This window comes from Streptomyces sp. DG2A-72 (assembly GCF_030499575.1).
In the GTDB taxonomy this organism is placed as follows: Bacteria; Actinomycetota; Actinomycetes; order Streptomycetales; family Streptomycetaceae; genus Streptomyces.
This window is the reverse complement of the sequence record NZ_JASTLC010000001.1, coordinates 7,951,431-7,977,561: the sequence shown is the minus strand read 5'-3', so window position 1 is coordinate 7,977,561 and position 26,131 is coordinate 7,951,431. Positions and strand designations below refer to the sequence as shown.

At 70.9% G+C, this 26,131-nt stretch carries 25 protein-coding genes, 1 pseudogene and 1 riboswitch; of the genes and pseudogenes, 13 read left to right on the top strand and 13 right to left on the bottom strand.

Annotated elements, in window-relative coordinates:
* Positions 1 to 103: 103 nt before the first annotated feature.
* The 3 genes from QQY66_RS37895 (at position 104) to sepH (ending at position 4,088) form a co-directional block, all read left to right on the top strand.
* A complete protein-coding gene (locus QQY66_RS37895; RefSeq protein WP_301984870.1) occupies positions 104 to 1,342 on the top strand; it encodes an MFS transporter in 1,239 nt (412 codons plus the stop codon).
* Positions 1,302 to 2,621 (top strand): D-arabinono-1,4-lactone oxidase, encoded by a 1,320-nt coding sequence (locus QQY66_RS37890; RefSeq protein ID WP_301984869.1) that lies wholly within the window; start codon positions 1,302 to 1,304, stop codon positions 2,619 to 2,621. The genes QQY66_RS37895 and QQY66_RS37890 overlap by 41 nt, the downstream gene beginning before the upstream one ends.
* A 426-nt stretch (positions 2,622 to 3,047) precedes the next feature.
* Positions 3,048 to 4,088, top strand: coding sequence for a septation protein SepH (sepH, locus tag QQY66_RS37885; protein WP_301984868.1), 1,041 nt, complete (start codon positions 3,048 to 3,050; stop codon positions 4,086 to 4,088).
* A 67-nt stretch (positions 4,089 to 4,155) separates the two neighbouring features.
* Here the strand turns inward: sepH and QQY66_RS37880 are convergent, their stop codons facing one another.
* Positions 4,156 to 5,010: a sulfurtransferase gene (locus QQY66_RS37880; RefSeq protein WP_301984867.1), complete on the bottom strand. Its 855-nt coding sequence runs from the start codon at positions 5,008 to 5,010 to the stop codon at positions 4,156 to 4,158.
* 297 nt (positions 5,011 to 5,307) lie between these two features.
* On the opposite strand from QQY66_RS37880, the gene QQY66_RS37875 reads away from it, so the two are divergent.
* Entirely contained in the window at positions 5,308 to 6,102 is a 795-nt protein-coding gene (locus tag QQY66_RS37875; protein WP_301984866.1) for a VOC family protein, read from the top strand.
* A 44-nt stretch (positions 6,103 to 6,146) separates the two neighbouring features.
* Here the strand turns inward: QQY66_RS37875 and QQY66_RS37870 are convergent, their stop codons facing one another.
* The 4 genes from QQY66_RS37870 to QQY66_RS37855 all read right to left on the bottom strand — a co-directional run bounded on the left by QQY66_RS37870 (position 6,147) and on the right by QQY66_RS37855 (position 9,196).
* The gene (locus tag QQY66_RS37870) at positions 6,147 to 6,743 is read right to left on the bottom strand and encodes a thymidine kinase (RefSeq protein ID WP_301987633.1); all 597 of its coding nucleotides are present in this window, start codon (positions 6,741 to 6,743) and stop codon (positions 6,147 to 6,149) included.
* A gap of 390 nt (positions 6,744 to 7,133) precedes the next feature.
* Positions 7,134 to 7,763: a hypothetical protein gene (locus QQY66_RS37865; protein WP_301984865.1), complete on the bottom strand. Its 630-nt coding sequence runs from the start codon at positions 7,761 to 7,763 to the stop codon at positions 7,134 to 7,136.
* A 28-nt stretch (positions 7,764 to 7,791) separates the two neighbouring features.
* A complete protein-coding gene (locus QQY66_RS37860; RefSeq protein ID WP_301984864.1) occupies positions 7,792 to 8,184 on the bottom strand; it encodes a hypothetical protein in 393 nt (130 codons plus the stop codon).
* A 520-nt stretch (positions 8,185 to 8,704) separates the two neighbouring features.
* Positions 8,705 to 9,196: a hypothetical protein gene (locus QQY66_RS37855; RefSeq protein ID WP_301984863.1), complete on the bottom strand. Its 492-nt coding sequence runs from the start codon at positions 9,194 to 9,196 to the stop codon at positions 8,705 to 8,707.
* Between the two features lie 129 nt (positions 9,197 to 9,325).
* Here QQY66_RS37855 and QQY66_RS37850 point away from each other — a divergent pair, with 129 nt between their 5' ends.
* The 8 genes and pseudogenes from QQY66_RS37850 (at position 9,326) to QQY66_RS37820 (ending at position 14,951) form a co-directional block, all read left to right on the top strand.
* Positions 9,326 to 9,580 (top strand): hypothetical protein, encoded by a 255-nt coding sequence (locus QQY66_RS37850; RefSeq protein WP_301984861.1) that lies wholly within the window; start codon positions 9,326 to 9,328, stop codon positions 9,578 to 9,580.
* A gap of 11 nt (positions 9,581 to 9,591) precedes the next feature.
* Positions 9,592 to 9,795: a DUF2997 domain-containing protein gene (locus tag QQY66_RS37845; protein ID WP_301984860.1), complete on the top strand. Its 204-nt coding sequence runs from the start codon at positions 9,592 to 9,594 to the stop codon at positions 9,793 to 9,795.
* Positions 9,710 to 10,027: pseudogene (locus QQY66_RS50565) on the top strand (4Fe-4S cluster-binding domain-containing protein); the annotation flags it as partial. The gene QQY66_RS37845 and the pseudogene QQY66_RS50565, both read left to right, overlap by 86 nt.
* 28 nt (positions 10,028 to 10,055) lie before the next feature.
* Positions 10,056 to 10,238, top strand: coding sequence for a hypothetical protein (locus QQY66_RS37840; protein ID WP_301984859.1), 183 nt, complete (start codon positions 10,056 to 10,058; stop codon positions 10,236 to 10,238).
* Positions 10,239 to 10,333: 95 nt separating this feature from the next.
* Complete coding sequence (locus tag QQY66_RS37835; protein WP_301984858.1) at positions 10,334 to 10,618, top strand: hypothetical protein; 285 nt, start codon at positions 10,334 to 10,336, stop codon at positions 10,616 to 10,618.
* Positions 10,619 to 10,690: 72 nt separating this feature from the next.
* The gene (locus QQY66_RS37830; protein WP_301984857.1) at positions 10,691 to 11,671 is read left to right on the top strand and encodes a hypothetical protein; all 981 of its coding nucleotides are present in this window, start codon (positions 10,691 to 10,693) and stop codon (positions 11,669 to 11,671) included.
* 111 nt (positions 11,672 to 11,782) lie between these two features.
* Positions 11,783 to 13,132, top strand: a complete 1,350-nt coding sequence (locus tag QQY66_RS37825; protein ID WP_301984856.1) for a hypothetical protein — start codon at positions 11,783 to 11,785, stop codon at positions 13,130 to 13,132.
* Entirely contained in the window at positions 13,110 to 14,951 is a 1,842-nt protein-coding gene (locus QQY66_RS37820) for a hypothetical protein (RefSeq protein WP_301984855.1), read from the top strand. The genes QQY66_RS37825 and QQY66_RS37820 overlap by 23 nt, the downstream gene beginning before the upstream one ends.
* A gap of 269 nt (positions 14,952 to 15,220) precedes the next feature.
* On the opposite strand, the gene QQY66_RS37815 is transcribed toward QQY66_RS37820, so the two are convergent.
* From QQY66_RS37815 to QQY66_RS37800, 4 genes are all read right to left on the bottom strand, one after another.
* Positions 15,221 to 15,871 carry a thymidine kinase gene (locus QQY66_RS37815; protein ID WP_301984854.1) on the bottom strand — a complete coding sequence of 217 codons (651 nt, stop codon included), beginning with the start codon at positions 15,869 to 15,871 and terminating at the stop codon, positions 15,221 to 15,223.
* A gap of 43 nt (positions 15,872 to 15,914) precedes the next feature.
* The gene (locus QQY66_RS37810) at positions 15,915 to 17,111 is read right to left on the bottom strand and encodes an alkaline phosphatase family protein (RefSeq protein ID WP_301984852.1); all 1,197 of its coding nucleotides are present in this window, start codon (positions 17,109 to 17,111) and stop codon (positions 15,915 to 15,917) included.
* On the bottom strand, positions 17,111 to 17,698 hold the full coding sequence (locus tag QQY66_RS37805) for a DUF5998 family protein (RefSeq protein ID WP_301984851.1): 588 nt from the start codon (positions 17,696 to 17,698) through the stop codon (positions 17,111 to 17,113). The genes QQY66_RS37810 and QQY66_RS37805 overlap by 1 nt, the downstream gene beginning before the upstream one ends.
* 86 nt (positions 17,699 to 17,784) lie before the next feature.
* Positions 17,785 to 20,652 carry a bifunctional GNAT family N-acetyltransferase/acetate--CoA ligase family protein gene (locus QQY66_RS37800; RefSeq protein WP_301984850.1) on the bottom strand — a complete coding sequence of 956 codons (2,868 nt, stop codon included), beginning with the start codon at positions 20,650 to 20,652 and terminating at the stop codon, positions 17,785 to 17,787.
* 179 nt (positions 20,653 to 20,831) lie between these two features.
* Between QQY66_RS37800 and QQY66_RS37795 the strand changes: the two genes are divergently transcribed.
* Positions 20,832 to 21,113: an HPr family phosphocarrier protein gene (locus tag QQY66_RS37795; protein WP_071373146.1), complete on the top strand. Its 282-nt coding sequence runs from the start codon at positions 20,832 to 20,834 to the stop codon at positions 21,111 to 21,113.
* A 115-nt stretch (positions 21,114 to 21,228) separates the two neighbouring features.
* Here QQY66_RS37795 and QQY66_RS37790 read toward each other — a convergent pair whose 3' ends face one another.
* From QQY66_RS37790 to QQY66_RS37775, 4 genes are all read right to left on the bottom strand, one after another.
* The gene (locus tag QQY66_RS37790; RefSeq protein WP_301984847.1) at positions 21,229 to 21,924 is read right to left on the bottom strand and encodes a GntR family transcriptional regulator; all 696 of its coding nucleotides are present in this window, start codon (positions 21,922 to 21,924) and stop codon (positions 21,229 to 21,231) included.
* A 201-nt stretch (positions 21,925 to 22,125) separates the two neighbouring features.
* Positions 22,126 to 22,884 carry a M23 family metallopeptidase gene (locus QQY66_RS37785; protein WP_301984846.1) on the bottom strand — a complete coding sequence of 253 codons (759 nt, stop codon included), beginning with the start codon at positions 22,882 to 22,884 and terminating at the stop codon, positions 22,126 to 22,128.
* A gap of 13 nt (positions 22,885 to 22,897) precedes the next feature.
* Positions 22,898 to 23,064: riboswitch (cyclic di-AMP (ydaO/yuaA leader) on the bottom strand.
* Between the two features lie 213 nt (positions 23,065 to 23,277).
* Positions 23,278 to 24,666 (bottom strand): pitrilysin family protein, encoded by a 1,389-nt coding sequence (locus QQY66_RS37780; protein ID WP_301984845.1) that lies wholly within the window; start codon positions 24,664 to 24,666, stop codon positions 23,278 to 23,280.
* On the bottom strand, positions 24,663 to 26,048 hold the full coding sequence (locus tag QQY66_RS37775) for a pitrilysin family protein (RefSeq protein ID WP_301987631.1): 1,386 nt from the start codon (positions 26,046 to 26,048) through the stop codon (positions 24,663 to 24,665). Before QQY66_RS37775 ends, QQY66_RS37780 begins: the two co-directional genes overlap by 4 nt.
* Positions 26,049 to 26,131: the final 83 nt, after the last annotated feature.

The window sequence follows — 26,131 nt, the reverse complement described above, 5'->3', positions numbered from 1 at the left end:
ACATGGCTCGTAATCTGTATCAGCCCTGTTTACGCCTTACCCCAGCCCGCGCCGGGCCAGTGCCCGGCCGAGGGACACCCGCACCCGCCGTACCGGAGACCCCGTGCCCAGCCCCTATCTCGCCCTGTTCGCCGCCCCCGGCTCCAAGGGCTTCTCCGCCGCCGGCTTCCTCGGGCGGATGCCGCTGTCGATGATGGGCATCGGCGTCGTCACGATGATCTCCCAGATCACCGGGCGGTACGGGCTGGCGGGCGCCCTGTCGGCCACCATCGCGCTGGCGGCCGCGATCGCGGGCCCGCAGGTGTCGCGGCTGGTGGACCGGTACGGGCAGCGGCGGGTGCTGCGCCCGGCGACGCTGGTGTCGCTCGTCGCGGCGGCCCTGCTGCTGTTCGCCGCGCACTACGGGTGGCCGGACTGGGTGCTGTTCGTGGCCTGCGTCGGGATCGGCTGCGTGCCGAGCATCGGGGCCATGATCCGTGCCCGCTGGGCGGCGCTGTACCGGGGCACCCCGCAGTTGCACACCGCGTACTCCTTCGAGTCCGTGGTGGACGAGATCTGCTTCATCTTCGGGCCGATCATCTCCATCGGCCTGTCCACGGCGTGGTTCCCGGAGGCCGGACCGCTGCTCGCCGCCTGCTTCCTGGCGGCCGGGGTCTTCTGGCTCACCGCACAGCGCGCGACCGAGCCGAAGCCGCATCCGCGCGAGCACCACAGCGGCGGCAGCGCGCTGCGCGCACCCGGTCTGCAGGTCCTGGTGGCCACCTTCGTGGCGACCGGAGCGATCTTCGGGGCCGTCGACGTGGTCACCGTGGCCTTCGCCGAGGAGCAGGGGCACAAGGGCGCAGCCAGCCTCGTGCTGGCGATCTACGCTGCGGGCTCCTGCGCAGCAGGAGCCGTGTTCGGGCTGCTGCGGTTCCATGGGGCGCCCGAACGTCGCTGGCTGCTGGGCGTATTCATGATGGCCGTGAGTATGATCCCCCTCCTACTGGTCGGAAACTTGCCGTTTCTGGCCGTGGCGCTGTTCGTTGCGGGTCTGTCCATCGCTCCCACGATGATCACGACCATGTCCCTCATCGAAGAGCACGTACCACGCGCGCAGCTCACCGAAGGCATGACCTGGGTGAGCACAGGGCTCGCGGTCGGGGTCGCACTCGGCTCCTCCGTGGCCGGCTGGGTGATCGACGCGGCCGGAGCGCGTGCCGGGTACGGGGTTCCGGCGGTGTCCGGGGCCGTCGCGGTCGCGGTCGGTTTCCTCGGGTACCGCCGGCTCAGCAGGCCGGCTCCACGGCGGGGAGGCACCGTTGAGCACCACAGTGAGCGGCAGGAACGGCACGTGGCGTAACTGGGGCGGCACCGTCGCCGCCCGGCCGGCGCGGCAGGTCGAACCCGCCTCCGTGGACGAACTGGCCGCGGCCGTACGGAAAGCGGCGGAGGACGGGCTGACGGTGAAGGCCGTCGGTTCCGGGCATTCGTTCACGTCCGTTGCCGCCACAGACGGTGTGTTGATCCGCCCTCAACTGTTGACCGGCATCCGCAATATTGATCGCGAAGCGGGGACCGTCACGGTGGAGGCCGGCACCCCGCTCAAGAGACTCAACATGGCTCTCGCCCGTGAGGGCCTGTCGCTCACGAACATGGGCAACATCATGGAGCAGACGGTCTCCGGAGCCACCAGCACCGGCACCCACGGCACCGGCCGCGACTCGGCCTCGATAGCCGCCCAGATCAAGGGCCTTGAGCTGGTCACGGCCGACAGCTCACTGCTCACCTGCTCGGAGAAAGAGCATCCGGAGGTCTTCGCGGCCGCGCGCACAGGCCTGGGCGCCCTCGGCATCATCACCGCGATCACCTTCGCCGTGGAGCCGATCTTCCTGCTCACGGCCCGTGAGGAGCCGATGAGTCTGGACCAGGTCACCAGCCGGTTCGACGAACTCTGGGCGGAGAACGAGCACTTCGAGTTCTACTGGTTCCCGCACACCGGCAACACCAACACCAAGCGCAACAACCGCAGCGCGGGCCCGGAACAGCCGGTGGGGCAGCTCGCGGGCTGGTTCGAGGACGAGTTCCTCTCCAACGGCGTCTTCCAGGTGGCCCAGTGGGCCGGCCGCGCGGTGCCCGCCACCGTCCCGGCGATCGCCCAGATCTCCAGCAAGGCGCTGTCCGCGCGGACTTACACCGACATTCCCTACAAAGTCTTCACTTCTCCGCGCCGGGTGCGCTTCGTGGAGATGGAGTACGCCGTTCCGCGCGAGGCCGTCGTCGAGACGCTGCGCGAACTGAAGACGACGGTCGACCGATCCGGCCTGAGGATCAGTTTCCCGGTCGAGGTGCGCACGGCCCCCGCCGACGACATCACGCTCTCCACGGCGTCCGGCCGCGACACCGCCTACATCGCCGTCCACATGTTCAAGGGGACGCCCTATCAGGCGTACTTCACCGCCGCCGAACGCATCTTCACCGCCCACGAGGGCCGGCCGCACTGGGGCAAGGTGCACACCCGGGACGCCGAGTACTTCGCCGCGGTCTACCCCCGGTTCGGTGAGTTCACGGCGTTGCGGGATCGGCTCGATCCCGAACGGCGGTTCCAGAACGACTACTTGCGGAGGGTGCTGGGGTCGTAGCCGACTCGTGACGCAGGCGCGAAGCCATTGGTTCCGTTTCCGCCGATTGCGTGAAGTGCGCCACGTTCGAGATCCCGAAAACCCGCGCCCGGACGACCAAGTCCGACCCCTTGCCAGAAGTTGGGCGGCGAGCCAATCCACGCACGTGGCCCGAATGGAGTACTGTTGCGAGCCCTGGGTCCGGTCTCCCGCCAGGGCGTCCGTGGCCTTCAAGGACCGCCGTGAGGGGGCTAGTTGCACAGGGTGACGGAGTATGTCACTTAGCGTTGCGAATAGGTAACCGTGCCATAACGGCGATCCAGGGCCCTGGCCCGACACGCCGGGCAACTCGGCAAGGTTGTGGCAGGCTGCACCCGGGCAGGCCACACTCGACTAGCGGAAGCAGCGACGCACGTGACGTCGGCAGGCACCACCCGGGAGGTCCCCATGCCCGAACTGCGTGTCGTGGCCGTCTCCAATGACGGCACACGGCTGGTGCTCAAGGCTGCCGACTCGACGGAGTACACCCTCCCGATTGATGAACGGCTGCGCGCCGCCGTGCGCGGCGACCGGCCGCGCCTCGGCCAGATCGAGATCGAGGTGGAGAGCCATCTCCGCCCCCGTGACATCCAGGCGCGCATACGTGCGGGTGCGACCGCGGAAGAGGTCGCACAGATGGCCGGAATTCCGGTCGACCGCGTACGCCGCTTCGAGGGCCCGGTGCTGGCCGAGCGCGCCTTCATGGCCGAGCGGGCCCGCAAGACACCCGTCCGCAGGCCCGGCGAGAACGCCGCCGGACCGCAGCTCGGCGAGACCGTCCAGGAGCGGCTGCTGCTGCGCGGCGCCGAGAAGGACAGCGTCCAGTGGGACTCGTGGCGCCGTGACGACGGCACCTGGGAAGTCCTGCTGGTCTACCTCGTCGCGGGCGAACCGCACTCGGCGAGCTGGACGTACGACCCGCCGCGGCGGCTCGTGCAGGCCGTCGACGAGGAGGCGCGCTCGCTGATCGGCGAGTCCGAGGACCTCGCCACGGCGGAGCCCAGCTTCCCGTTCGTGCCCCGCATCGCCCGGCTGCCGCGCGATCGCCCGATGGACCGCCCGGAGCGTCCGGTGCTGCCGTCACCCTCCCCCGAACCCGAGGTGGAGAGCACCGGCGAACGCGACTCGCTGACCAGCCTCCTGGAGGCGGTGCCGAGCTTCCGCGGCGACATGGTCGTCCCGGAACGCCCGGCGCCGGAGCCGGTGGAGGAACCTCCCGCCGCTCCCGAACCCGCCGAGGAGGAACCCCCGGCGCCCGCCGCCTCGGCCGGGGCCGGTTCCGCCTACGCCGACGTCCTCATGCCCCGGTCCGTCGGCAGCCACCGCGACCGCCTGATCGGCTCCACCGACCGCCAGGCCGAAGCCGACGGTGTCCGCCCCGGCCGCCGGGCAGCGGTGCCGAGCTGGGACGAGATCGTGTTCGGGACACGGCGCAAGAAGCAGGAGTAGCCGGTCGTACGAGAGTGGGGCCCGCGCCGAGCCAAGGCGCGGGCCCCACTGTCGTACGGCTGAACGGCTATTGAGGATCCGGCCCCACGGCAACCGGCCGGGACGGATCCGCGGACCACTCCGACCAGGACCCCACGTACAACGCCGCCGGAATCCCCGCGACCGCCAGGGCGAGTACCTCATGGGCGCCGGAGACTCCCGAACCGCAGTACACGCCGACCTCCGGGCCGTCCTCGGACACACCCAGAGTCTTGAACCGGGCCCGGAGCTCGTCCGCGGCGAGGAAGCGGCCGTCCTGCGCCACGTTCTCGTTCGTGGGCGCGGACACGGCGCCCGGAATGTGCCCACCTACCGGATCGATCGGCTCCACTTCTCCCCGGTACCGCTCCCCCGCCCGCGCGTCGAGCAGCACGCCGCTCCGTGCCAACGCCGCGGCCCCATCGGCATCCAGCATGTCCACCGCCCCCGGCACCGGCTGGAAATCGCCCTCGGCCGGCACGGGCACGGTCGTCTCCAGCGGGCCCTGCCAAGCGGGCAGCCCGCCGTCGAGGACCCGCACCTCCGGATGCCCCGTCCAGCGCAGCAGCCACCAGGCGCGTGCCGCGGCCCAGCCCTGGCCGCCGTCGTACACGACCACGGGGACCGATGACGAGACACCGGCCCGGCGCATGGCCGTACCGAATTCCGCCATGTCGGGCAGCGGATGCCGGCCGCGTTCGCCCGGTGCCGACGCGAGTTCCCGGTCCAGATCGACGTAGACCGCGCCGGGGAGGTGCCCGGCCTCGTACTCGGCCCGTCCGTCGAAGGGCGGTTCGCCGGCCGCCTTGGCCACGCTCAGCTGCCAGCGGACATCGAGCAGGACGGGCGGGGTCACTCCCGCCAGCTCGCTCGCGAGTTCGGTTGCGAAGATGATGGCGTTCATGGCCACCATCCTTGCGTATGGGGTGGCCGCGTCGTCCATGTCCGGCTACTCTGCTCGGCCGTACAGCCCCGATCACGAGGCGTACGGGATCGGGCACATGCTGTACAGCAGATCGACATCCGTCGGCAATCGCACCGAAATGGGCGAGGAACCGCACACCGGTCATTCTCCGGGCATGGGCCGCAAAGACGGCGGCGCGCCCGGAGCGCGCGGTCCCACGGGGGTGCGAGCATCGGCACGGGGGTCCGCAGAGCGGCGGCGACACGGCTGCCGCAAGGGGTCGAGGAGAGAGTGACGATGACCGAGGCACGGGGGTCGGCCGGCCCGAACGGCGAAACGCACGCGCCCGGCACGCCCTGCTGGGTGAGTCTGATGGCGCACGGACTGGCCACGACCCAGGAGTTCTACGGGGCTCTGTTCGGCTGGGAGTTCCGGCCCGGCCCCCGGCAGCTCGGCCCCTATGTGCGGGCGCTGCTCGACGGCTGTGAAGTGGCCGGCATCGGCCAGCTCCCGCCGGACCGGCATCTCCCCATCGCCTGGACGCCCTACCTGGCCTCGGACGACGTCGATCTGACCGCCGAGACGGTACGGCTGTGCGGCGGCACCGTCGGGGTGGGCCCGCTGGACGCGGAGGAGGCCGGGCGGCTGGTGATCGGTTCGGATCCGTCGGGCGCGGTCTTCGGCGTGTGGCAGGCGGCGGCGCATCGCGGCACGGCCATCGCCGGGGTGCCCGGCACTCCGGCCTGGCATGACCTGCTGACCTTCGAGTCGGCGAGCGTCGCCAAGTTCTACGAGACCGTGTTCGCCTACGACGAGGAGCCGGTGGTCTCCGCCGACTTCGACCACGTGACCCTGCTCATCGACGGCCGCCCGGTCGCCGGTATCCACGGCGTCGGCAACTCCCTGCCCCGTGACCGGGGTCCGCACTGGGTGACGTACTTCGAAGTCGCCGACACGGACGAGAGCCTCGCCCAGGTCGCCGACCTCGGCGGGCATGTCCTCAAGCCGGCCCACGACACCGAACACGGCCGCGTGGCCACGGTCGCGGACCCCGAGGGCGCCAGGTTCTGCCTGGTCCAGAGCCCGGCCTGAGCTCAGGTCGGTGAGACCGGCGGTGCGGCTCGGTACGGCTTCGCTCAGGCCGACGAAACCGGCAGGACATCCGGTGACAGCGCCGCCGCGTGTGCCGTCGCCGCGGTCATACGGCGGCGATGGTGGCGGCGGCACAGGACCTCGTAGCCGATGTCGTCGGCCTGGTTGACGTCGCCGACGACGACCTGGGCACCCTCGACGACCATCGCGCCGCCTATCGTGCGGGCGTTGTGCGTGGCGCGGGCACCGCACCAGCACAGGGCCTCGACCTGGAGGACCTCGACCCGGTCGGCGAGTTCGACGAGGCGCTGGGACCCCGGGAACAGCTTGGAGCGGAAGTCGGTCGTGATGCCGAAGGCGTAGACGTCGAGGCCCAGATCGTCGACCACGCGCGCGAGTTGGTCGATCTGCTCCGGCGCGAGGAACTGCGCCTCGTCCGCGATGACGTAGTCCGCGCGGCCACCGTGGGAGAGGTGGTCGACGAGGTAGGCGTACAGGTCCTGCCCGTCCTCGACCTCCACCGCGTCCGTGACCAGCCCGAGCCGGGACGACAGCTTGCCCTCGCCCGCACGGTCGTCGCGCGTGAAGATCACGCCCTGCAGTCCGCGCGCCGAACGGTTGTGCTCTATCTGGAGAGCCAGCGTCCTTTTGCTTGACCATCCACCATCTACTGATCTTTCAGAATGAGGCCCGCTGGCCCGGGATGGTGGCGGGTGCGGATGGGCCGATCTGCCATGTGTGAGTGGCCTTGTTCCTGATGCCCGTTGCGGTCGCAGACGACCGGGATCCCGAAATGCGGCGAGCGTAGATGGCCAGCAGCGCAGGGACGCTGTTCCTAGCCCACTCCGCCATGGCGGCCGGGTGAGCTGGACAACGGCCAAATGCTGCGACCGGCGTGCCCTGTTTACCCTGTAGGTCGCCGAAGGGCAGGACGACGACCGCGAGAAGACCGCGAGCAATCGGGTTCGGTGTCCAGTCCAAGGGAAGCTTCAGCCTCTTTCTCCCCCTGCGGAGCTACTTCGTACTGAACTTCAAGTATGGCGCCATCCTTGTTGACCGCGGTGGCGTCGACGGTGGTCTTCTTGCCGCCCGCTGTGGAGAACGCGGCTTCCCCGCCGTTGCCGAAGCTCACATAGCCCAGGAATTCCGAGGACTCGAAGCGCGTGCAGATACCCGTCGCCGATCACGACGGCCACCGGCTCGGTGACGAGGATTTCGCAGTTCCCGTCCTTGCAGGCTCCGGTGTCCTTGCCGTCCTTGGCCTTGGGCAGTGGGCCGGTCGGAGACGGGCTCGGGGACGCGGGTTCAGCGGGCTTGGAGGCGCCGGGTGACGGCTTGGCCTCGGATGTGTCCGTGTCCTTGTCCGACGAACAACCGCCGACGGCCAGTACGCCCGCGACCACCACCGCCGCGACGCGCTTCACTCGTGCAGGCATGTCCATGCGACCGTACTCGTTGGTCTTCGGGCCGCCGCGTTCACAGAGGAACCCGAACAGCCCGATGAGCCCGATCAACGGGCTCCAGGACCAGAACCACGACCAGCCGCTCCGGTCGGTATCGCCGCCGACTGCCTTCCAGACCTTTCTGGACCAGCACAGCTCCTTGCGGCCGTCGGCCTCATGCTCACTGGCCTTGCCCGCGAGCCGTCCCAGGACGTCCATCCTCCGAAGCCACGGTCCGCGCCACCGCTCACCGGACGACCAGCGGCCGGAAGGCAGCCTTCACGTCGGACGTGGTCTCCACGACGTACTCGCTTGTCGAGTCCTTGGATGTGTAGATGGTCTCCGGGCAACTCGTGCCGTTGATCCGGATCGTGCGGTTGACGACGATCTTCCCCGTGCGCAACTCGTACACCTTTACCGGGATCGCGATCTTGTAGAAGGACACGTTCGAGACAGCGCCGGAAGACCCGCTCTGGTAATACGAGCAGGTCTCGACGGGGCTTCCGAACGTCGTCTCGCCCATGCAGACCACCAGGACAGCGTCGGTGGGGCCGTCGGCCTTCCAGGAGCCGGGGAGTTTCTCCGAGTGGTCGATGGCATACTCGCTGTCGGGGTAGAACAGCGCGGGGTTGGTGCCCATGGGCTTGGCTCCGCTGTACTTCGCCGGGCTGGAGCAGTACTTGGGCTGTGCGCCGGTGCCGCCCGCGAGCAGGCTGCGGACGTTGGCCAGCTCGATGTATGTTCAGCGTGGCTTTCCTGGCTCCCGTCCGGGCCTGGTCCGCAAGGTCGTCGTCGGGGTACTGGTCGAGCAGCTGCTCGTAGTGTGCGCGGGCCGACTCCCAGCTGTCGTCCGCCATGAGGCCGTCGGCGCACCCGACGAGCGCGGCGGGCTCGATCCGTTCGACCGTGTCGGAGGTCTGGTCCAGAACGTCGTTGCTCCGCTTCCGGTCGCGGAGCCAGTCGGTGACGGTGACCGTGTCGCAGGGGTCTTTGGCGGGCAGGCCGCGGAGGAATCCGTTCAGGGTTGTCTCGACCGTCTTGTCGTTGCCGGGCTCCGCGAGCACCGAGGCGAGCGTGCCGAAGCCGTCCTCCAGAGCCTCGGTGTCCCCGGTGAGCCCGGTGGTCAGCTCGGTCCGGGCCGTCTGCAGCCGCTCGCAGGCTCATACGGCTTCGTCGCCGCGGGCGGCGAGTGGCGCATCGGCGATGCGGTGCCCGAACCACACCTCGTCCTGGGCGCTCAACACCCCTGCGCGATCGCCGCGTTCGCGGGCATCGGTGACGCTCTGCCCGATCTGGGAGGCGTCGAACCGCGCAAGCCGCGCGGTCAGCAGCACCGGCAGCGTGACCAGGCGCTGACGGGGTACGGCGACCCGGTCGGCGCCCCTGCCTGCCAGATACCACCCGTGGATGATGACGGCTGCCCACCACACGAGCACTGTGATCTCGTACGACGCCTCTTCGGTCGACACGAGCCGGGAGACGAGTATGACGGTGCCGGCTGCGGCGGCGACGGCGAGCTTCCACCGCCGCATCAACAGACAGCCGACGCCGAGCAGGGAGGCGTTGCCCAGGGCGACGGCCAGCGGGTCGTACGCCCTGCCCTCGGCCGGCTCCGGCACCACGGGCCCGGCGGCGTACGTCGGGTTGCCCATGCTGATCTCCCTCGATCGCAGGACGTCTGGCTCACCGAATGGTGCGACTCTGCGTCTGGGAGGGGTCCCGGAGCTTCGGACGTACGGTCCCGGGCATGACCCCCGAGCGCCCCGCACACGTCAAACGCCGTGGCGGGTGCATGCCGTCGCGCCCGCATCACGGCGACGGTGACGGCCGCGCTGCTCCTCCTCTATCTGGGCCCGCGCATGATCTGGGGATTGCGAGACGCCGGTGGCGTGTTCCAGCCGGAGTACACGGTCCGGGCCATCCTCGCCCTCATCGCCTCCGGCACCGACACCAAGCCGTCCGATGACGCCCGCTTCCCCTGGGACCCCTCCCGAGTCCCGCCCCGCATAGTGAGTGGAGTCATTTCCCCCGGGTGAAGGGTGAGTTGATGGCGGAGGAGAGTATCGAGGTCGTCATCGCGGCGGACGGCACCGTGGAGGTGCACGTCCAAGGGGTCTCCGGCACACGGTGTCTGCAGGACACCGACGAGTTGGTCCGGCTGCTCGGTGGAACGGTGGAGCACCAGGTGCTCACCGAGGAGGCCTACCAGCAGGGCGCGGCCGAGGAGCAGGACCGCCTGTGGCAGGGGTGAGCGGCCCGCGCACGCCGTGGCGGTGCATGCCGTCGTGCCCCGAAGTGCCGCCAAGGGCTCGAGGGTCCGGTTCGTCGTCTGGAGCCAGGGGTGCGCCCTGGGCTGCCCGGGGTGCTTCAATCCCGAGACCCACTCGGCAGCCGGCTCCGCTCTCGTGCCTACGGCCGACGGGGTGGCCGAGGAGGCGCTGGCCGACGCCGCGCACATCGACGGCGTCACCCTGACCGGCGGCGAGCCGCTGGGGCAGCCTGTCGGTAATCGTGCTGAGCGGGTTCTCCCGCGCCGGCATCGAGGTGGACGCGGCCCGGTCGGCGGCCGTCGCCGACGCCGATCTGGTGATCGCCGGACGCTACAACCCGCGGCTCCAGCTGGCCCGGGGGCTGCGGGGCTCGTCGAACAAGGAGTACTGGCTGCGCACCGGCCGCTGCACGCCGGTGACCTGACCGCCGTACCGTAGTTGGACGTCACCGTCGCCGGCGACGCGACGGTGACGTTCACCGGCATGGCCTAGCCGGTCGGCGCGGAAGGAGAGTTCTGAGTGGGCAGCGTGGGCATCCGTGACGAGATCCTCCCTGTCGCACGCGAGCTGCTGCGACGGCCGCCGGCACACGGTGATCCGCAACAGCTCCGGAAGGTTCAGGAGTTGCTGCCGAGGATCGGCGACCCGGCGGTGCGAGACGCCCTCCGCCGTCTCCAGTACGGCCTGGAGGAACGCTTCGGACACGACATCGGACTGGGGTCGGCGCGGCCCGTGGTGGCAGGCGGGGCCACGGACATCGCACTCGGCGGGGAGCGAGGGCTCGGCGAGGGACAGGAGAGGTGAGGGGTGAGGGGCGTGGGAATGAGGCGTGTGGAGTCGCGGCGCACGGGACCAAGACACACGGATCCGCGGCACATGGACCTGCGCACCGCCGCGCTCGTGCTGCGGTCGGCGCTCCCGAAGGGCTCCCTCCCGATCCGGTGGGCCACGCGGCGCGTGCTGCGCGCGGCCGCTTCCGGCGCACCGGGGGTCACGCGCCCGCTCGCCCGGGCCGTCAGATCCCAGGGTGCCGAGGCAGTGTGGCGGGCCTGGCTGGACCCCGCGGTGTCCGGACCGGCCCCGGCCCGCTGGAGCACCCCGGCCGTGCCCCTGCTCCTGGAGACCGCGACGCCGGTGCCCGACGCGGTCGTTGACGCGGCCTGGCATGACTGGCTGAACGCCCACGATCCGGCACTGTGGTCGCTGCTGGAGGGCTGGGCGCGTGCCGCGACGCCCACGGATCCCCGGACGTGGGCCCACAGCCGACTGGCACTCTCGCCCACGCCTACCCGCGCACGGCAACCGGAGGGCGGGAGCGGCGCGATGCCCGAGGAGAAACCCGGCAAGGCACCCGTCGAGACACCCAGCGAGCCCCAGCCCCAGGACACCATCCCGCTCCCCTCGGACGTCCTCGCCGACGCCGCCCTCCGCTTCACTCACCCCCTCGGGGAACGCGCCCGCGCCCGCCTCCTCACGTCGGGTGACCCCGAAGCCGTAGACCTGTTCTGTGCGGCGGCGGTGGACCGGGATGTACCGGAGGCGATCGCCTTCTGCGTGGCGCGGGGGCTGGCTCCCGCCGGCGAGGTGGAGCGCGTCGTCTTCTTCGTCCGCACCGGACAGCACAGCCATTACCGGGCGTTGGATCCCGACGGCGTGCTGCTGGCGCTCGGCTACCGCGGCGCACCGTCCGAGGAGCGCTCGGCGCTGCGGGAAGCGATGACCGGGCTCGGCGGCCTCGACGTTCTACGGGTGCTGGCGGGCGACGCCACGCAGCCCACCGCCACCGCCTTGGACGAGCAGGAACGGGCGTACGCGGTACGGCAGTTGACTGACCGACGCGACTGGGCCGGGCTCTAGCGGATCACCCCGCTGCTGCCGCTGGCCGAAGCCGTCGGCACGGTCCGCGCGTTCGGCGCCTGGCGGCCGGCCGGTGAGGACGACCGCCGGCTGTTCGAGGCGCTGCGTGCCGTGGACCCGGCCGCCGTACGGGACCGCGTGGACGCCTGGTCCGCCGTACCGTCGTCCTGGGACACCCCGCACACCCGGATCAGGCCCGAAGAGCTCGACGAGCGGATCGACGTCTTCCGCACCTTCGACTTCGCGCCGGACGGCACCCAACTCGCCTTCATCGGCTCGGGTTCCGTCGAAGGCCTCCCGCCCGGCGCCACGGACGACGTCGCCGGAATCGTGGACCTCACCGGCAGAACACTCTCGCAGCTCCACACGGGCTTCACCTATCCGCTGGGGTACGTCGCTCATCTCGGCTCCGACACGGTCGCGGTCGCGGAGTACGACCCGGAGTCCTTCCTCGCCACCGCGGATGTCGACCACACGATGCGCATCCACCTCGCCGACCACAACGGTGTGCGAACAGAGCCCGGCTTCGGAGCGGGCGAGATCCTCGCCCTGGAGCGCGTCGCCGGAGACCGGTCCTTCATCGTGTCCACGGACCGCCCCGCGGGGTGCACGGTGCTCACCGCCGACTCCGACGTGCCGCCGGCCGGACTCGGTGGTGTCGACGGCATCCATCCGAGAGCCACCGCGGTGGATCCGGAAGGCCGGCTGATCGCCGTGTTCGACGACAACGAGGGCGTGCTCGTCCGGCTCGGCGGTGCCGAGGCGAACAGACTGCCCAAGGGCGCGGACGGCTCGCCCCGGAGCAATGCCACATGGCAGGCCGCCCTGTCGCCTGCGACCCTGATCAGCTGCGATTTCGAGGGCCGTCTGCACGTGTGGCACGACCCGCTCACCGCAGTGGGTCCACCGGCGACGACCGGCCCCCGGCTGCGCTATGGCAAGGGAGGGCTGCTACGGGAGCGCCCCAGCGCCGTCTTCTGGTCGCCCGCGCTGAACCGCTTCCTGGCGGTCACCCGGGCACATCTGCAGCTCCTCGACGTCCCGCCGACCCGGGACGAGCACCATCCCGTCTCCGCGAGCATCGCCCTCGTCGGAAGCCAGGACGCGGCGACCGAGGCACGGCTGTCACCGCGAGGCGACGTACTCGCCGTGGACGACAAGCACAACGCGATCAACCTGTACGCCCTCGGCGTCCTCACCCTGCCCCCGTTCGTCGCCCGGCCCCTGGGCCTGATGACGCGGCACAACCTGGCGGACGTGATCGCGGTCGAGCAGAACCCCGCCCTCGACCAGGAGTCCCGCGCGGTGCTGACCCTGCTGCGGGCCTGCCTGGAACACCGCTTCCGCCACGACATCGGAATCGGCGTCCCGCCGGACGCGCCACCCGGCGACGCGATTGCGCTGGGAGAGACACGGGGAGAGAGGGGATACGCCACCGATGCGCACCGCCCCCTGGAGTGACCGCGCCCTGCGTCGCCGCCGCGACGGCTCCCGAGGCCCGCTCGCCCGGTTCGCCTGGCGCCGCCTGGTACGGGCGTGCGCGGAGGGCGACCCTGCCGCGCAAGACGCCGTACGCACCGCCGAACTGCCCGAACCCGACGTCCTCGACCTGCTGGCAGCCGCCCCCGAGCAACCCGCCGACCGGGCCGCCTACCTGACCCTGATCGGACAACACGCCCAGCGGCAGGCGCTGGATCCGGACGGTTCCCTGCTGGCCCTGGGATACCGGGCGGCGGCCGGGGAGGTGCGCGAGCGGCTGCGTACGGTTATGGCCGCCGACGGGAACGCCGACGTCGTCCGGGTGGTGGTCTCCGGCGACCGGCGCGACCGCGTCGCGGAGCTGTCGTACGACGAACTCGACTATCTCGGCCACCAGTTGGCGGAGCGTCAGGAGTGGGCGGAGCTACGCCGCCTCACCCGCGACCTGCCCCTGCCCAAGGCGGTCACGGCGGCCCGGCTGCTGCCCGCGCGGGAGCGCACCGCGGAGGCCGTGGAACTGCTCGCGAGGGCCTCACCCGGCCCGCTGCGGGCCCTGACCGACCGGTTGCCGCAATACCGAAGGATCTCCCATGACCTTCCGGTCAACAGCAGCCTCCACGGCGCCTCCTTCTCGCCGGACACCTCCGAACTCGCCCTGAGGTACCTCCGATGGAGGTTTGGAGGGACCACCGAACTCCATGTGGAGACACTCCGGATCGGCACAGGCGAGGGCGAGGTCACGCCCCGCTTCAGCGGAAGCGACCTGTGGGGAACGGAGACCGGCGACTCGGTCCTGCACCTCGGCGACGAGGTGCTGATCACGGTCGCGGCGAAGAGGCGCGACCGGATTCTCCGGATCCTTCCCGCAAACGAGCGCGTCGGCGGGCCCGCGAGTATGGCGCGCCTGCGGCGCACGAGCCGCGGCGCGGTGGTGCTGTGTCCCGAGGGACCGGCTTTCCTCGACCCCGGCGCGGACGGGTTGCGACACCGGCCGCTGCCGCAATTCACCGGGAGCGACAGGCTGTCGACGTACTCCGTGTACTCCGCCCTGGCGACGCTGCCCGGGGCCCGTCTCCTCGCGTTCGTCAGCAGAGGACAGGTGTACATGGCGAGCGAGGACGGGGACATCCTGGCCAAGACGACGGCGTACGAAACCTCCGACGGCACCGCGCGCCACCACCCCGCGCTCTCCTTCCTTGCCCCGGACGTGCTGGTGCTGCACTGTCTGGCCTCCCCGCCCGAGAACGAGGTCACCGAGATCTGGGAGTTCCCGCCCGACGGTGCCCCAAGCCTCGTCGAACGGCGCCTGGGCAAGCTCCGTGACGGCTGGCCCCTCTCCAGGTGGCGGGTGCCGGTCCTCGACGACGCCTTCGCCGCCCGCGCGTACAACCCCGGGGTGACCGACGACCTGCCCTGGCTTCCGCCCCGTTCGCTGTGGCCGGCGTACAGGCAGCTGCTCACCCTGTCTCCGGGCCAGGACATGTTCGTCACGATCGCGGCGTCTGGCAGCAAGAGCTTCGAGGTGCACAGCCCTCACCTGCCCGCCGCCCGCGCCCTCCTGGAGCGCCCGCTTCTGCACTGCCGCCCCGAGCACCTGCTTGAGGCGCGGGACCTATGCACCAGGATCGGCGATCCCGCCGTACGGGACGCGCTCGGCCTGCTGGCGCACTGCCTCACCGACCGGTTCGACGGCGATATCGCCCCCGGCACCGCGGACGCCGTCCCGTCCGCCGGTCCACACGACATCGCCCTCACCCGTGACTCCGCCTCCCACTCCGGGCAGCCCCAGGGAGACACATGACCACCCGTGTCGGCATCGAACCTGCGCAGAGGCACGACTCCCCCGGCGGCACCACATTCGGAGTGCGACAGGGATCGTCACCACCAATGATCCGCCCCTGCCCGGCGTCGATCCGGCTTCCCATGTTTGCGACTTCCGCCCAGGATTCAAACCTGCGGCCAAGGCCGCCCCTCCTGAACCCACGGCCCAGAGCCTCCCGCTCCCCAACACTCGCTCCCCCATGGCCAGCGGCCGACAGGCAAGTCGACGCGCTTCTCGCCGGCCGGAGGTCAAGTGGCGGTGATCGGCAGCACGTCCGGCGACAGCGCCGCCGCCCGCGCCGTGGCGCTCGTCATCCGCCTGCGGTGATGACGTCGGCAGAGCACCTCGTACCCGACCTCCGCCGCCGACTGAGCCACGTCGCCCACGACGACCTGCTCCCCCTCGACGACCATCTCTCCACCCACGGTGCGTGCATTGTGCGTGGCCCGCGCACCGCACCAGCACATCGCCTCGACCTGCAAAGTCTCCAGACGATCGGCAAGTTCGATCAGACGCTGGGAGCCAGGGAAAAGCCTCGTCCGGAAGTCAGTGGTGATGCCGAACGCGAAGACGTCCAGCTCCAAGTCGTCCACGATCCGGGCCAGTTGGTCGATCTGCCCGGACAGCAGGAACTGGGCCTCGTCCACGATCACGTAGTCGACCCGGCCACCCCGAGACAACTGCTCCACCACATACCCGTACAGATCCAGCCCCGGCCCGGCCTCCACCGCGTCGGTCACCAGCCCCAGACGCGACGACAGCTTGCCCTCACCCGCACGGTCGTCACGCGTGAAGATCAGCCCCTGCAGACCACGCGCCGATCGATTATGTTCGATTTGTAGCGCCAAAGTTGACTTCCCGCAGTCCATCGTCCCTGAGAAGAACACCAGCTCGGGCATGGGGAGTTGAGCACCTTTCGGCAAGGATCTACGAGAGTGGGCGTCAGGAGCGTACTTCGAGCAGCGGGACCAGCTGCTCGGCAGGGGTCATCGAGCCGTGGTTGCCGACCATCGCCGACTCCTTCGGCTCCCGCTCCGAGGCGATGATCAGTACGTCGTCCCGTGCCGCCGCGACGACGTCGCCGATCCGGTCGTACACCCGCTCGTCGCATTCCCCGGGCTGCCCGAACCAGCCCGCCGCGAGCGCCTCGTCCCGCGACGCCACCCAGAACTGCTCGCCGAGCACCTCGCGCCAGCAGGTCAGTACGTCGTTCTCGGCGCCCGGCACCGCGTAGACGTGGCGGGCGCGGCCCTCGCCGCCCAGCAGGGCGACGCCGGCGCGCAGTTCCCAGTCCTCGTCGAAGTCGATGCGGTGCTGCTCGTCGAAGGGGATGTCGATCATGCCGTGGTCCGCGGTGACGTACAGCGCGGTGCGCGGCGGCAGTTGCTCGGCGAGGCGCTGGACCAGCCGGTCGACGTACATCAGCTGGCCGCGCCAGGTGTCGGAGTCGACGCCGAAGCGGTGGCCGGCGCCGTCGAGTTCGGCGTAGTACGTGTAGACGAGCGCGCGGTCGCCGGCGGCCAGTTGCTCGGCCGCGAGATCCATGCGGTCCTCGCCGGTCAGCCGCCCGTGGAACGTTCCGCCGCTGAGCGCCACCTTCGTCAGCGGGGTGTTCTGGAAGGCGGGAGAGGTCACCTGAGCCGCGTGCACGCCCGCGTCCTGGGCCAGTTGGAAGACCGTGGGGTACGGCTGCCAGGGGCGCGGCGCGGTCCACGGATGCCAGCGCAGCTGGTTCATCAGCTCGCCGGTGGCCGGATTGCGGACGGTGTATCCGGGCAGGCCGTGGGCGCCCGGCGGCAGGCCGGTGCCGACGGAGGCGAGGGAGGTCGCGGTGGTCGCCGGGTATCCGGCGGTGAGCGGACGGCCCGTGCCCCCGCGCGAGCTGCTGATGAGGGAGGTCATGAAGGGCGCGTCCTGCGGGTGCGCCTTCAGCTGCTCCCAGCCGAGGCCGTCGATCAGGAACACGCAGTTGCGGTCGGCCGCGGTCAGCTCCTCAATGGCCGCGGTCATTCCGGGTACGTCCATGCCGGCGGCCAGCGTGGGGAGCAGGTCGGCGAGTGAGCCGCTGCCGTACTCGGGCCGGGGGGCGGAGTCGACGGTGAGGGGTTCCGGGTGGGTGTCCCAGGCTGGCTGAACCATCAGCTGTCGAGATCCGCGATCGCCTCGGAGAGCGACTGGGCGAAGGCGAGAGCCTGGCGGACCGTCTCCGGGCCGTCGCCGGCCTCGCTGACCCGCAGGCTGAGGTCGTCGGCCGTCGAACTGCCCGTGTAGCCATGGTCGGCCTCGCAGTTGGGGTCACCGCAGGCGGCGGGCTCCAGGTCGAGCCGGGAGACGGCGCCCCAGCCGATGGTCAGCACGACCTCGCGGGGCAGCTTGCCCGGCGTGTACGACTCCGGGTTGGCGACGACCCGGCTGACCACGACGGACGAGATCCGGCTGAGCTTGACCGACTCGGTGGAGGTCGTGGCGTACGGCGTCGGCGAGGTGCTGTCGGCCGCCTGCTCATCGGTGTGGCTGACGATGAAGCGGTTGCCGGTGAGGACGAGCACCGTCACATGCCGCCGCACCTCGTTCTGGTCGAACGTCGTCTCCTGGTGGACCAGGAACGACCGCATGGGCTCGCCGCCCACAGCGGCCTCCACCGCCTCGGCCACGAGGGCCGGGTAGTAGCCGCTGCGCTCGATCGCCGCTCGCAGCCCCTGGGTCGTCGTACTGGTCTTGGCCATGACGCCATCCTACGGGGGCCCACCGACTGCGAGGCACCGGTCACGCCGGTCTCTCATGCATGCCCGCCTCCCGTACAGGCCGCTCTCTAATACACCGGAAGCGTTCGCGGGCCGAGGTCGTCGCGGGCGGGCGGGGGTGCCAGCCGCACGGACGCCCCGAGCACGCTGACTCCGCGCTGGGCCACGACGACCGGCTCCAGGGTCACCGCGACGACCTCCGGGTGGTCGTCCACCAGCCGCGACACCCGCAGCAGCAGCTCCTCCAGGGCCGGGGTGTCGACCGGCGTCGAGCCGCGCCAGCCGAACAGGAGCGGTGCCGTCCGGATCGACCGCACCAGCGAGGCCGCCTCCCGGTCGGTGACCGGGACGATCCGGTGCGCCGTGTCGCCGAGCAGCTGGGAGGCGGCCCCGGCGAGCCCGAACGACAGCACCGCCCCGGCCGCCGGATCGATCACCGCCCGTACGACGGTGTCCACCCCGCGCGGCGCCATCCCCTGCACCACCGGCCGCAGCTCCTCCGCCCTACCGAACAGCTCCGTCAACTCGGCGTACGCCCTGCGCAGTTGCTCCTCGTCCGCCAGATCCAGCCGTACGCCGCCCAGATCGGCCCGGTGCCGCAGGTGCGGGGCCGTGGCCTTGAGGGCGACGGGGTAGCCGAGGGCGTCGGCGGCCACGGCGGCGTCATCGGGTGACAGCGCGGGGAGAGCCCGTTGGACCCCGATCCCGTACTTCCCGAGCAGCTCACACGTCTCCTCGGTCCCCAGGGTCAGCCCCTGCCCCCGCGCCAACAGCCCGTCGATCAGCTGGGCAGCACCCTTCTCATCGATGTCCTCGTACTCCGGCACCTTGCCGGGTTCGGCGGCATCACGCCGCCACTGCGCGTACTTCACGGCTTCGCCGAGGGCACGGACGGCACGCTCGGCGGCGGGGTAGGCGGGGATGAGCCCAGCTTCCTCAGCTGCCGCCCCCGCGGTGGGCAGTCGTTCCGCAGGGAGATGGGGGTCCCCCCGCTCGAGCGAAGCCGAGAGTGGGGGAGGGTGGGCCCCGCCTGCAGCACCGGGTTCGGCTGAACCCGCCTGTGGTGCAGTACTGGCCGCAGCCGACAACGCCTCAGCAAGCCCCCCGAGCTCCACATGCACCACCAACACCGGCTTCCCGGGAACCTCCGCCGCAGCCGACCTCAAAGCCTCCGCCAGCGCCGCATCCCCCGCCTGCCCCTCCCCCACTGTCGGTATCGCGGTCACCACCACCGCATCGCACGTGTCGTCGGCCAACGCCCTCGCCAGCGCTGCATGAAAGTCGTCCGCCGAAGCTCCCGTCGTCAGATCCAGCGGAGCGTGCGGTCGCAACCCCTCGGAGAGACACGCGTCGTACGTCAGCAACCCCAACGACTCCGAGTTCCCCAGGATCGCCACCCGAGGCCCCGCAGGCAGCGGCTGACGCGCGAGCAACAGCCCCGCATCGACCAGCTCGGTGATCGTGTCCACCCGGATCACCCCCGCCTGCCGCAGCAGCGCGGACACCGTGGCATGCGGCAACCGCGTCGCCCGCACCGCATGCCCCTGCGGCGCCGCACCTCCGTGCCGCGCACCCTGCACGACGACCAACGGCTTCGCCGCCGCCGTACGCCGGGCGAGCCGGGTGAACTTGCGGGGATTGCCGATGGACTCCAGGTACATGAGGACGACGTCGGTGTCCGGGTCGTCGTACCAGTACTGGAGCACGTCGTTCCCGGACACGTCCGCCCGGTTGCCGGACGACACGAAGGTGGACACGCCCGTGACCCCGGTGAAGCCGCCCCCGCGCCGGTGCAGCCGGGACAGCAGCGCGATCCCGATGGCGCCGGACTGGGCGAAGAGCCCGATGCGGCCGGGGCGGGGCATCTCGGGAGCGAGGGACGCGTTCAGCCGTACGCCGTCGGACGTGTTGATGATCCCGAACGCGTTGGGGCCGATGATCCGCATGCCGTACGCGCGCGCGTGCCGTACGAGTTCCCGCTGCCGCTCGCGCCCCTGCGGACCGCTCTCGGCGTACCCGGCGGAGATCACGACGAGCCCCTGCACGCCGTGCTCGCCGCACTCGGTGACGACCTCGGGGACATGGTCCGCGGGCACGGCGACGACCGCGAGATCGACGGGCCCCTCGATGTCCCGCACGGAGCGGTAGGCCGGCACCCCGTCGAGGTCCTTGAGCTCCTCGGGGAGGGCCCTGTTCACGGCGTACAGACCGCCCGTGAACCCGGCGTCCCGGATGTTGCCGAGGATGCTGCGGCCCACGCCGCCGGGGGTGCGGCCGGCGCCGATGACGGCGACGGAGCCGGGCATCAGCAGCCGCTGCACGGACCGCCCCTCGGCGCGCTGCTCGCGCGCGTACTGCACGGCGAGCGATCGGTCGGTGGGTTCGAGGTCAAACTCCAGGCGTACGACGCCGTCCTCGAAGCTGCGCTTCTGGGTGTACCCGGCGTCCGTGAACACCTTGATCATCTTGGAGTTGGCGGGCAGCACCTCCGCGGCGAAGCGACGGATGCCGCGCTCACGGGCGACGGCGGCGATGTGCTCGAGGAGGGCGGAGGCGACACCGCGCCCCTGATGGGCGTCCTGCACCAGGAAGGCGACCTCGGCCTCGTCGGCCGGCGCCGACGCGGGCAGCCCCTCGGCGCCGATGCGGTCATAGCGTACGGTGGCGATGAACTCGCCGCCGATGGTGGCCGCGAGTCCCACCCGGTCCACAAAGTCGTGGTGCGTGAAGCGGTGGACGTCCTTGGCGGACAGACGCGGGTAGGGCGCGAAGAAGCGGTAGTACTTCGACTCGTCCGAGACCTGCTCGTAGAAGCTGACCAGGCGCTCGGCGTCATCAACGGTGATGGGGCGGATGCGCGCGGTGCCGCCGTCGCGCAGCACCACGTCGGCTTCCCAGTGGGCGGGGTACTCGTGCCGGTCCGGCGCGCTCTGCATGGGGCCCAGAGTACGGCTCGCGTACGACAACGGCGCGAGGCAGTCTGTGGAGGACGGGAGTCGGGCCGAGGCCGCGGTCCGACGGCACTTCAAGGACGGGACGCAGGACAGTTCCGGGCTTGCTTCACGATATGGGAAACTGGTCTAGACAACCCTGAACACCTGAAGGGCAGCATCACATGGCTGAGCGCCGCGTCAACGTCGGCTGGGCCGAGGGTCTCCACGCCCGCCCCGCCTCCATCTTCGTCCGGGCCGCCACGGCCGCAGGGGTCCCCGTGACGATCGCCAAGGCCGACGGCAACCCCGTCAACGCGGCCTCCATGCTGGCTGTCCTCGGGCTCGGCGCCCAGGGCGGCGAGGAGATCGTGCTCGCCTCCGACGCCGAGGGCGCGGACATCGCCCTCGACCGGCTGGCGAAGCTGGTCGCCGAGGGGCTCGAGGAGCTTCCCGAGACCGTCTGAGTAGCAGAATTGAAGGGCTCGTCCGAATTTCCGGGCGAGCCCTTCGCATTTTCCGATCGCGGGCAGCAGAAATAATCCCCCGCGAATTAGGCCCTCTTTGTATACGGCTCTTGTGTTAATGCCGCAGGCTCGTCATGTTTACGGCATGTTGCGAGTTCCTCACACGCTCCGTGCGCTCTCCCGGGACGGCGAATCGCAGCCGGTGCACGACCGTCGAGCGCTCCGTGTGCTGCGCCGTGACCGCCCGCGCGCGCTCGCCGTCACCGCGCGCCACCGCGTCGACGATCGCGCCGTGCTCCGCCCAGGACTCCACGGGGTTGGCCGGCGCCTCCACGGCGTACATCCAGGCGATCTTGTGCCGCAGCTGGGTCAGCATCGAGGTCAGCGCGGGGCTGCCGGAGGCCTGGGCGAGCGTCTCGTGGAACCAGCCGCCCAGGGAGCGCAGATCCTCGCTGTTGCCCCTCCTGGCCCGCTCCTGACCCAGCCTGACCAGGCCGCGCAGCACCTTCAGATGCGCCTCGGTGCGCCGCTGGGCGGCCCGGGAGGCGCCGAGCGGCTCCAGGAGCATGCGCATCTCCAGCAGGTCCGCGGCCTCCTGCTCGGTCGGTTCCGCGACGCACGCGCCCGCGTGCCGCCGGGTCACCACGAATCCCTCGGCCTCCAGCGTGCGCAGGGCCTCACGGACGGGGACGCGCGAGACGCCGTAGCGGCGCGCCAGGAGTTCCTCGGTGAGCCGGCTGCCGCGCTCGTAGACACCGGCGACGATGTCGTCCCGGATCGCCGTGCATACCGAGTGCGCCGGAATACGCATGACCGACCTCCGCTTTAATCCCCGTGAAACGTCGACGATTGACGCGTGTTCAGTGACTCTATGGCAATGAGCCGGAATTTCCGATGGCGGACCGGAATCCATGGATATTTTTTGGACAGCCGGGGGTATGAAAGGCCGAAAGCCCCGGCTCGGGGAGCCGGGGCCTGGGGAGGCGGAGCCTGGGGGCTCAGACGTCTGTCGTCAGACGTTCACGCCGTGCGAGCGCAGGTAGGCGACGGGGTCGATGTCGGAGCCGTACTCCGCGGTCGTACGGGCCTCGAAGTGCAGATGCGCCCCGGTGACGTTGCCGGTCGCGCCGGAGAGGCCTATCTGCTGGCCCGGGGTGACGCTCTGGCCCACCGAGACGCCGATGGACGACAGGTGGCCGTACTGGGTGTACGTGCCGTCGTTCATCTTGATCACGACCTGGTTGCCGTACGAGCCCTCCCAGCCCGCCTCGACGACGGTGCCGCGGCCGACCGCGTGGACGGAGGTGCCGCTGGCGGCGTGGAAGTCGACGCCGGTGTGGCTGCCGGAGGACCACAGGGAGCCGCCGGCGCCATAGCCGGTGGAGACGTACGAGCCGGTGATCGGCAGGACGTAGCTGTTGAGGCGCTTGCGCTCGGCCTCGCGAGCGGCGCGCTCCTTGGCCTCGCGGGCCTTCTGCGCCCGCTCCGCCGCGGCCTTCTTCTTGGCCTCGGCGGCCTTCTTCGCGGCGGCGGCTTCTTCGGCGGCCTGCTGCTGGGCGGCGGCCTGCTCTGCGATCTGGTCGGCGGCGGCGCTGCTGAGGACCGGGATCAGGCCGGTCGTCTCGGCCGCCGGCTCGGCGGCGAGTGCGGGGGCGGCCAGGGTGCCGATGACGCCGGTGGTGGTGAGGGCCGCGACGCCCGCCGCGCGAGCGGTGGTGCGCTGGATACGGCTGGGACGGCGGTGCTTCCCGGTGGCGCGGGTGAACGCCATGTAGTGGCTGGTCCTTTCCTTCCTTCTCGCCTACCGGGTTAGCTGACGGGTTCGGAGCAGGAAGGTCTCCTACGGACCCCCTCGCGGCACGCGCGGGCGTCCGATTCACCCCAGGGACTGCACATGTGGGTCCCCGGCTCCCCTGGCTCGCGCCGTCTGGGGACTCGGCGATGACTGTCCGGTGCCGCGGGTGCGGCGCAGTGCCTGACGGACAGCCCGGAAGACGCTAAACGGGACATCTTTCAATCCCCAAACGGATCACGGCTTTTGTAGCGCATGCCACAGGCCAGACAGGCAACCTCTCCCGTAATTCGGACATAAGGGAGCCCCGGTGACGCTTCCGTCACCGGGGCTCCCCGCGCGCGTAACCCGAGGGTTCGCCTCTCCGCGGCCCTACTCGGCGGACACGACGGTGACTTGACCGATGCCGAGGGCCTCCACCGGCTCCTTGATCTGCGCCGCGTCGCCCACGAGCACCGTCACCAGACGGTCCACCGGGAAGGCGCGTACGGCAGCCGCGGTGGCCTCGACGGTGCCGGTCGCGGCGAGCTCCTGGTACAGCGTGGCCTGGTAGTCGTCCGGCAGGTACTGCTCCACCTGGTCGGCCAGCGTGCTGGCGACGGCCGCGGCGGTCTCGTACTTCAGCGGCGCCACACCGACCAGGTTCTGCACGGCGACATCGCGCTCGGCGTCGGTGAGCCCGTCGGCGGCGAGTGTCCGCAGCACCGTCCACAGGTCCTGCAGGGCGGGACCGGTGTTCGGGGTGTCGACGGAGCCGCTGATGGCGAGCATCCCGGCGCCCGAGCCGTCCGGGGCGGACCTGAGGACCTGCCCGAACGCCCGCACTCCGTAGGTGTAGCCCTTCTCCTCGCGCAGGACGCGGTCCAGCCGCGAGGTGAGGGTGCCGCCGAGGCAGTACGTGCCGAGCACCTGGGCGGGCCACACGCGGTCGTGCCGGTCGACACCGACGCGGCCGATGAGCAGCTGCGTCTGGACGGCACCGGGGCGGTCCACGATGACGACGCGGCCGGTGTCGTCGGCGCTCACCGGCGGCACCGGGCGCGGCTGCGCGGGTGAGCCGGTCCAGGCGCCGATCGTCTCGCCGAGCAGCGCGTCCAGGTCGATGCCGGTGAGGTCGCCGACGACCACGGCGGTGGCCGTGGCGGGACGCACGTGCTTCTCGTAGAAGGCACGGACGGCCGCGGAGTCGATGTTCTCGACCGTGTCCTCGGTGCCCTGGCGCGGACGCGACATGCGCGAGTCCGCCGGGAACAGCTCCTTGGACAGCTCCTTGGCGGCCCGGCGGGAGGGGTTGGCCAGCTCGTGCGGGATCTCGTCGAGGCGGTTGCGGACGAGCCGTTCGACCTCGCTGTCCGCGAAGGCGGGCGCCCTGAGGGCGTCGGCGAGCAGGCCGAGCGCCTTGGACAGCCGCGAGGCCGGGACCTCCAGGCTGAGCCGGACGCCGGGGTGGTCGGCGTGCGAGTCGAGGGTGGCTCCGCAGCGCTCCAGCTCGGCGGCGAACTCCTCTGCGGAGTACTTGTCGGTGCCCTCGGAGAAGGCCCGCGCCATGATCGTGGCGACACCGTCGAGGCCGGCCGGTTCGGCCTCCAGCGGTGCGTCCAGGAGCACCTCCACGGCGACGACCTGCTGGCCGGGGCGGTGGCAGCGCAGGACCGTGACGCCGTTGTCGAGGGTCCCGCGCGTGGGGGCCGGAAACGCCCACGGCCTGGCCTCGCCGGCCCGGGGCTCGGGGTGGAATTCCATAGCGGCGAGCTCGGTCACTTGGCCGCCTCCTCGTTCTCGTCGGTGGCTTCCACGGTCGCCGCGGACTCCAGGTCTTCGGTGGGTTCCTCGACGGTCTCCGTGGGGACGGTCGGCTCGTACACGAGCACCGCGCGGTTGTCGGGCCGCAGGCGCGCCTTGGCAACCTCCTGGACCTCTTCGGCGGTCACCTCGAGCACCCGCCCGACGGCGGTGAGGGCGAGCTGCGGGTCGCCGAACAGGACGGCGTACCGGCACAGTTCGTCGGCGCGGCCCGCGACCGTGCCGAGCCGGTCCAGCCACTCGCGCTCCAACTGGGCCTGGGCACGCTCCATTTCCTCGGCCGTGGGGCCCTCCGCGGCGAACCGGGCGAGCTCCTCGTCGATGGCGGCCTCGATGACCGGCACCTCGACGTCACCGGACGTCTTCACGTCCAGCCACCCCAGGGAGGGCGCGCCGGCCAGCCGCAGCAGGCCGAATCCGGCGGCGACGGCCGTACGGTCGCGTCGTACGAGCCGGTTGTAGAGGCGGGAGGACTCACCGCCGCCGAGGACGGTGAGCGCGAGGTCGGCCGCGTCGCACGCGCGCGTGCCGTCGTGCGGCAGGCGGTAGGCGGCCATCAACGCGCGCGCGGGGACCTCTTCCTCGACGATCTCGCGCAGCTGCTCGCCGATGATCTCCGGCAGTTGGCCGTCGCGCGGGGCGGGCTTGCCGTCGTGCGCGGGGATGGAGCCGAAGTACTTCTCGATCCAGGCGAGCGTCTGCTCGGAGTCGATGTCGCCGACCACGGAGAGCACCGCGTTGTTGGGCGCGTAGTACGTCCGGAAGAACGCGCGGGCGTCGTCCAGGGTCGCCGCGTCCAGGTCGGCCATCGAGCCGATCGGGGTGTGGTGGTAGGGGTGGCCCTCCGGGTAGGCGAGGGCCGTCAGCTTCTCGAAAGCCGTGCCGTAGGGGACGTTGTCGTAGCGCTGCCGGCGCTCGTTCTTCACGACGTCGCGCTGGTTCTCCATGGACTCGTCGTCGAGGGCGGCGAGCAGGGAGCCCATGCGGTCGGCCTCCAGCCAGAGGGCGAGTTCCAGCTGGTGGGTGGGCATGGTCTCGAAGTAGTTGGTGCGCTCGAAGCTGGTGGTGCCGTTCAGCGAGCCGCCGGCGCCCTGCACCTTCTCGAAGTGGCCGTTGCCCTTCACCTGGCCCGAGCCCTGGAACATCAGATGCTCGAAAAGGTGAGCCAGGCCGGTACGGCCCTTGACTTCGTGGCGCGAGCCGACGTCGTACCAGAGGCACACCGCCGCAACCGGGGTCAGGTGGTCCTCGGAGAGCACCACGCGCAGGCCGTTGGCCAGGCGGTGCTCGGTCGCTGTCAGGCCCCCGGTGCCTGCCTGGTCTGTGGCCGTGTGACCCATGGGCATGTACGTCCCTTCGATCGCGGAAACACTCGTCGTAACTGCGGATATCCCGCCGGTCCTGCCACTGTATGCAAGCGTGC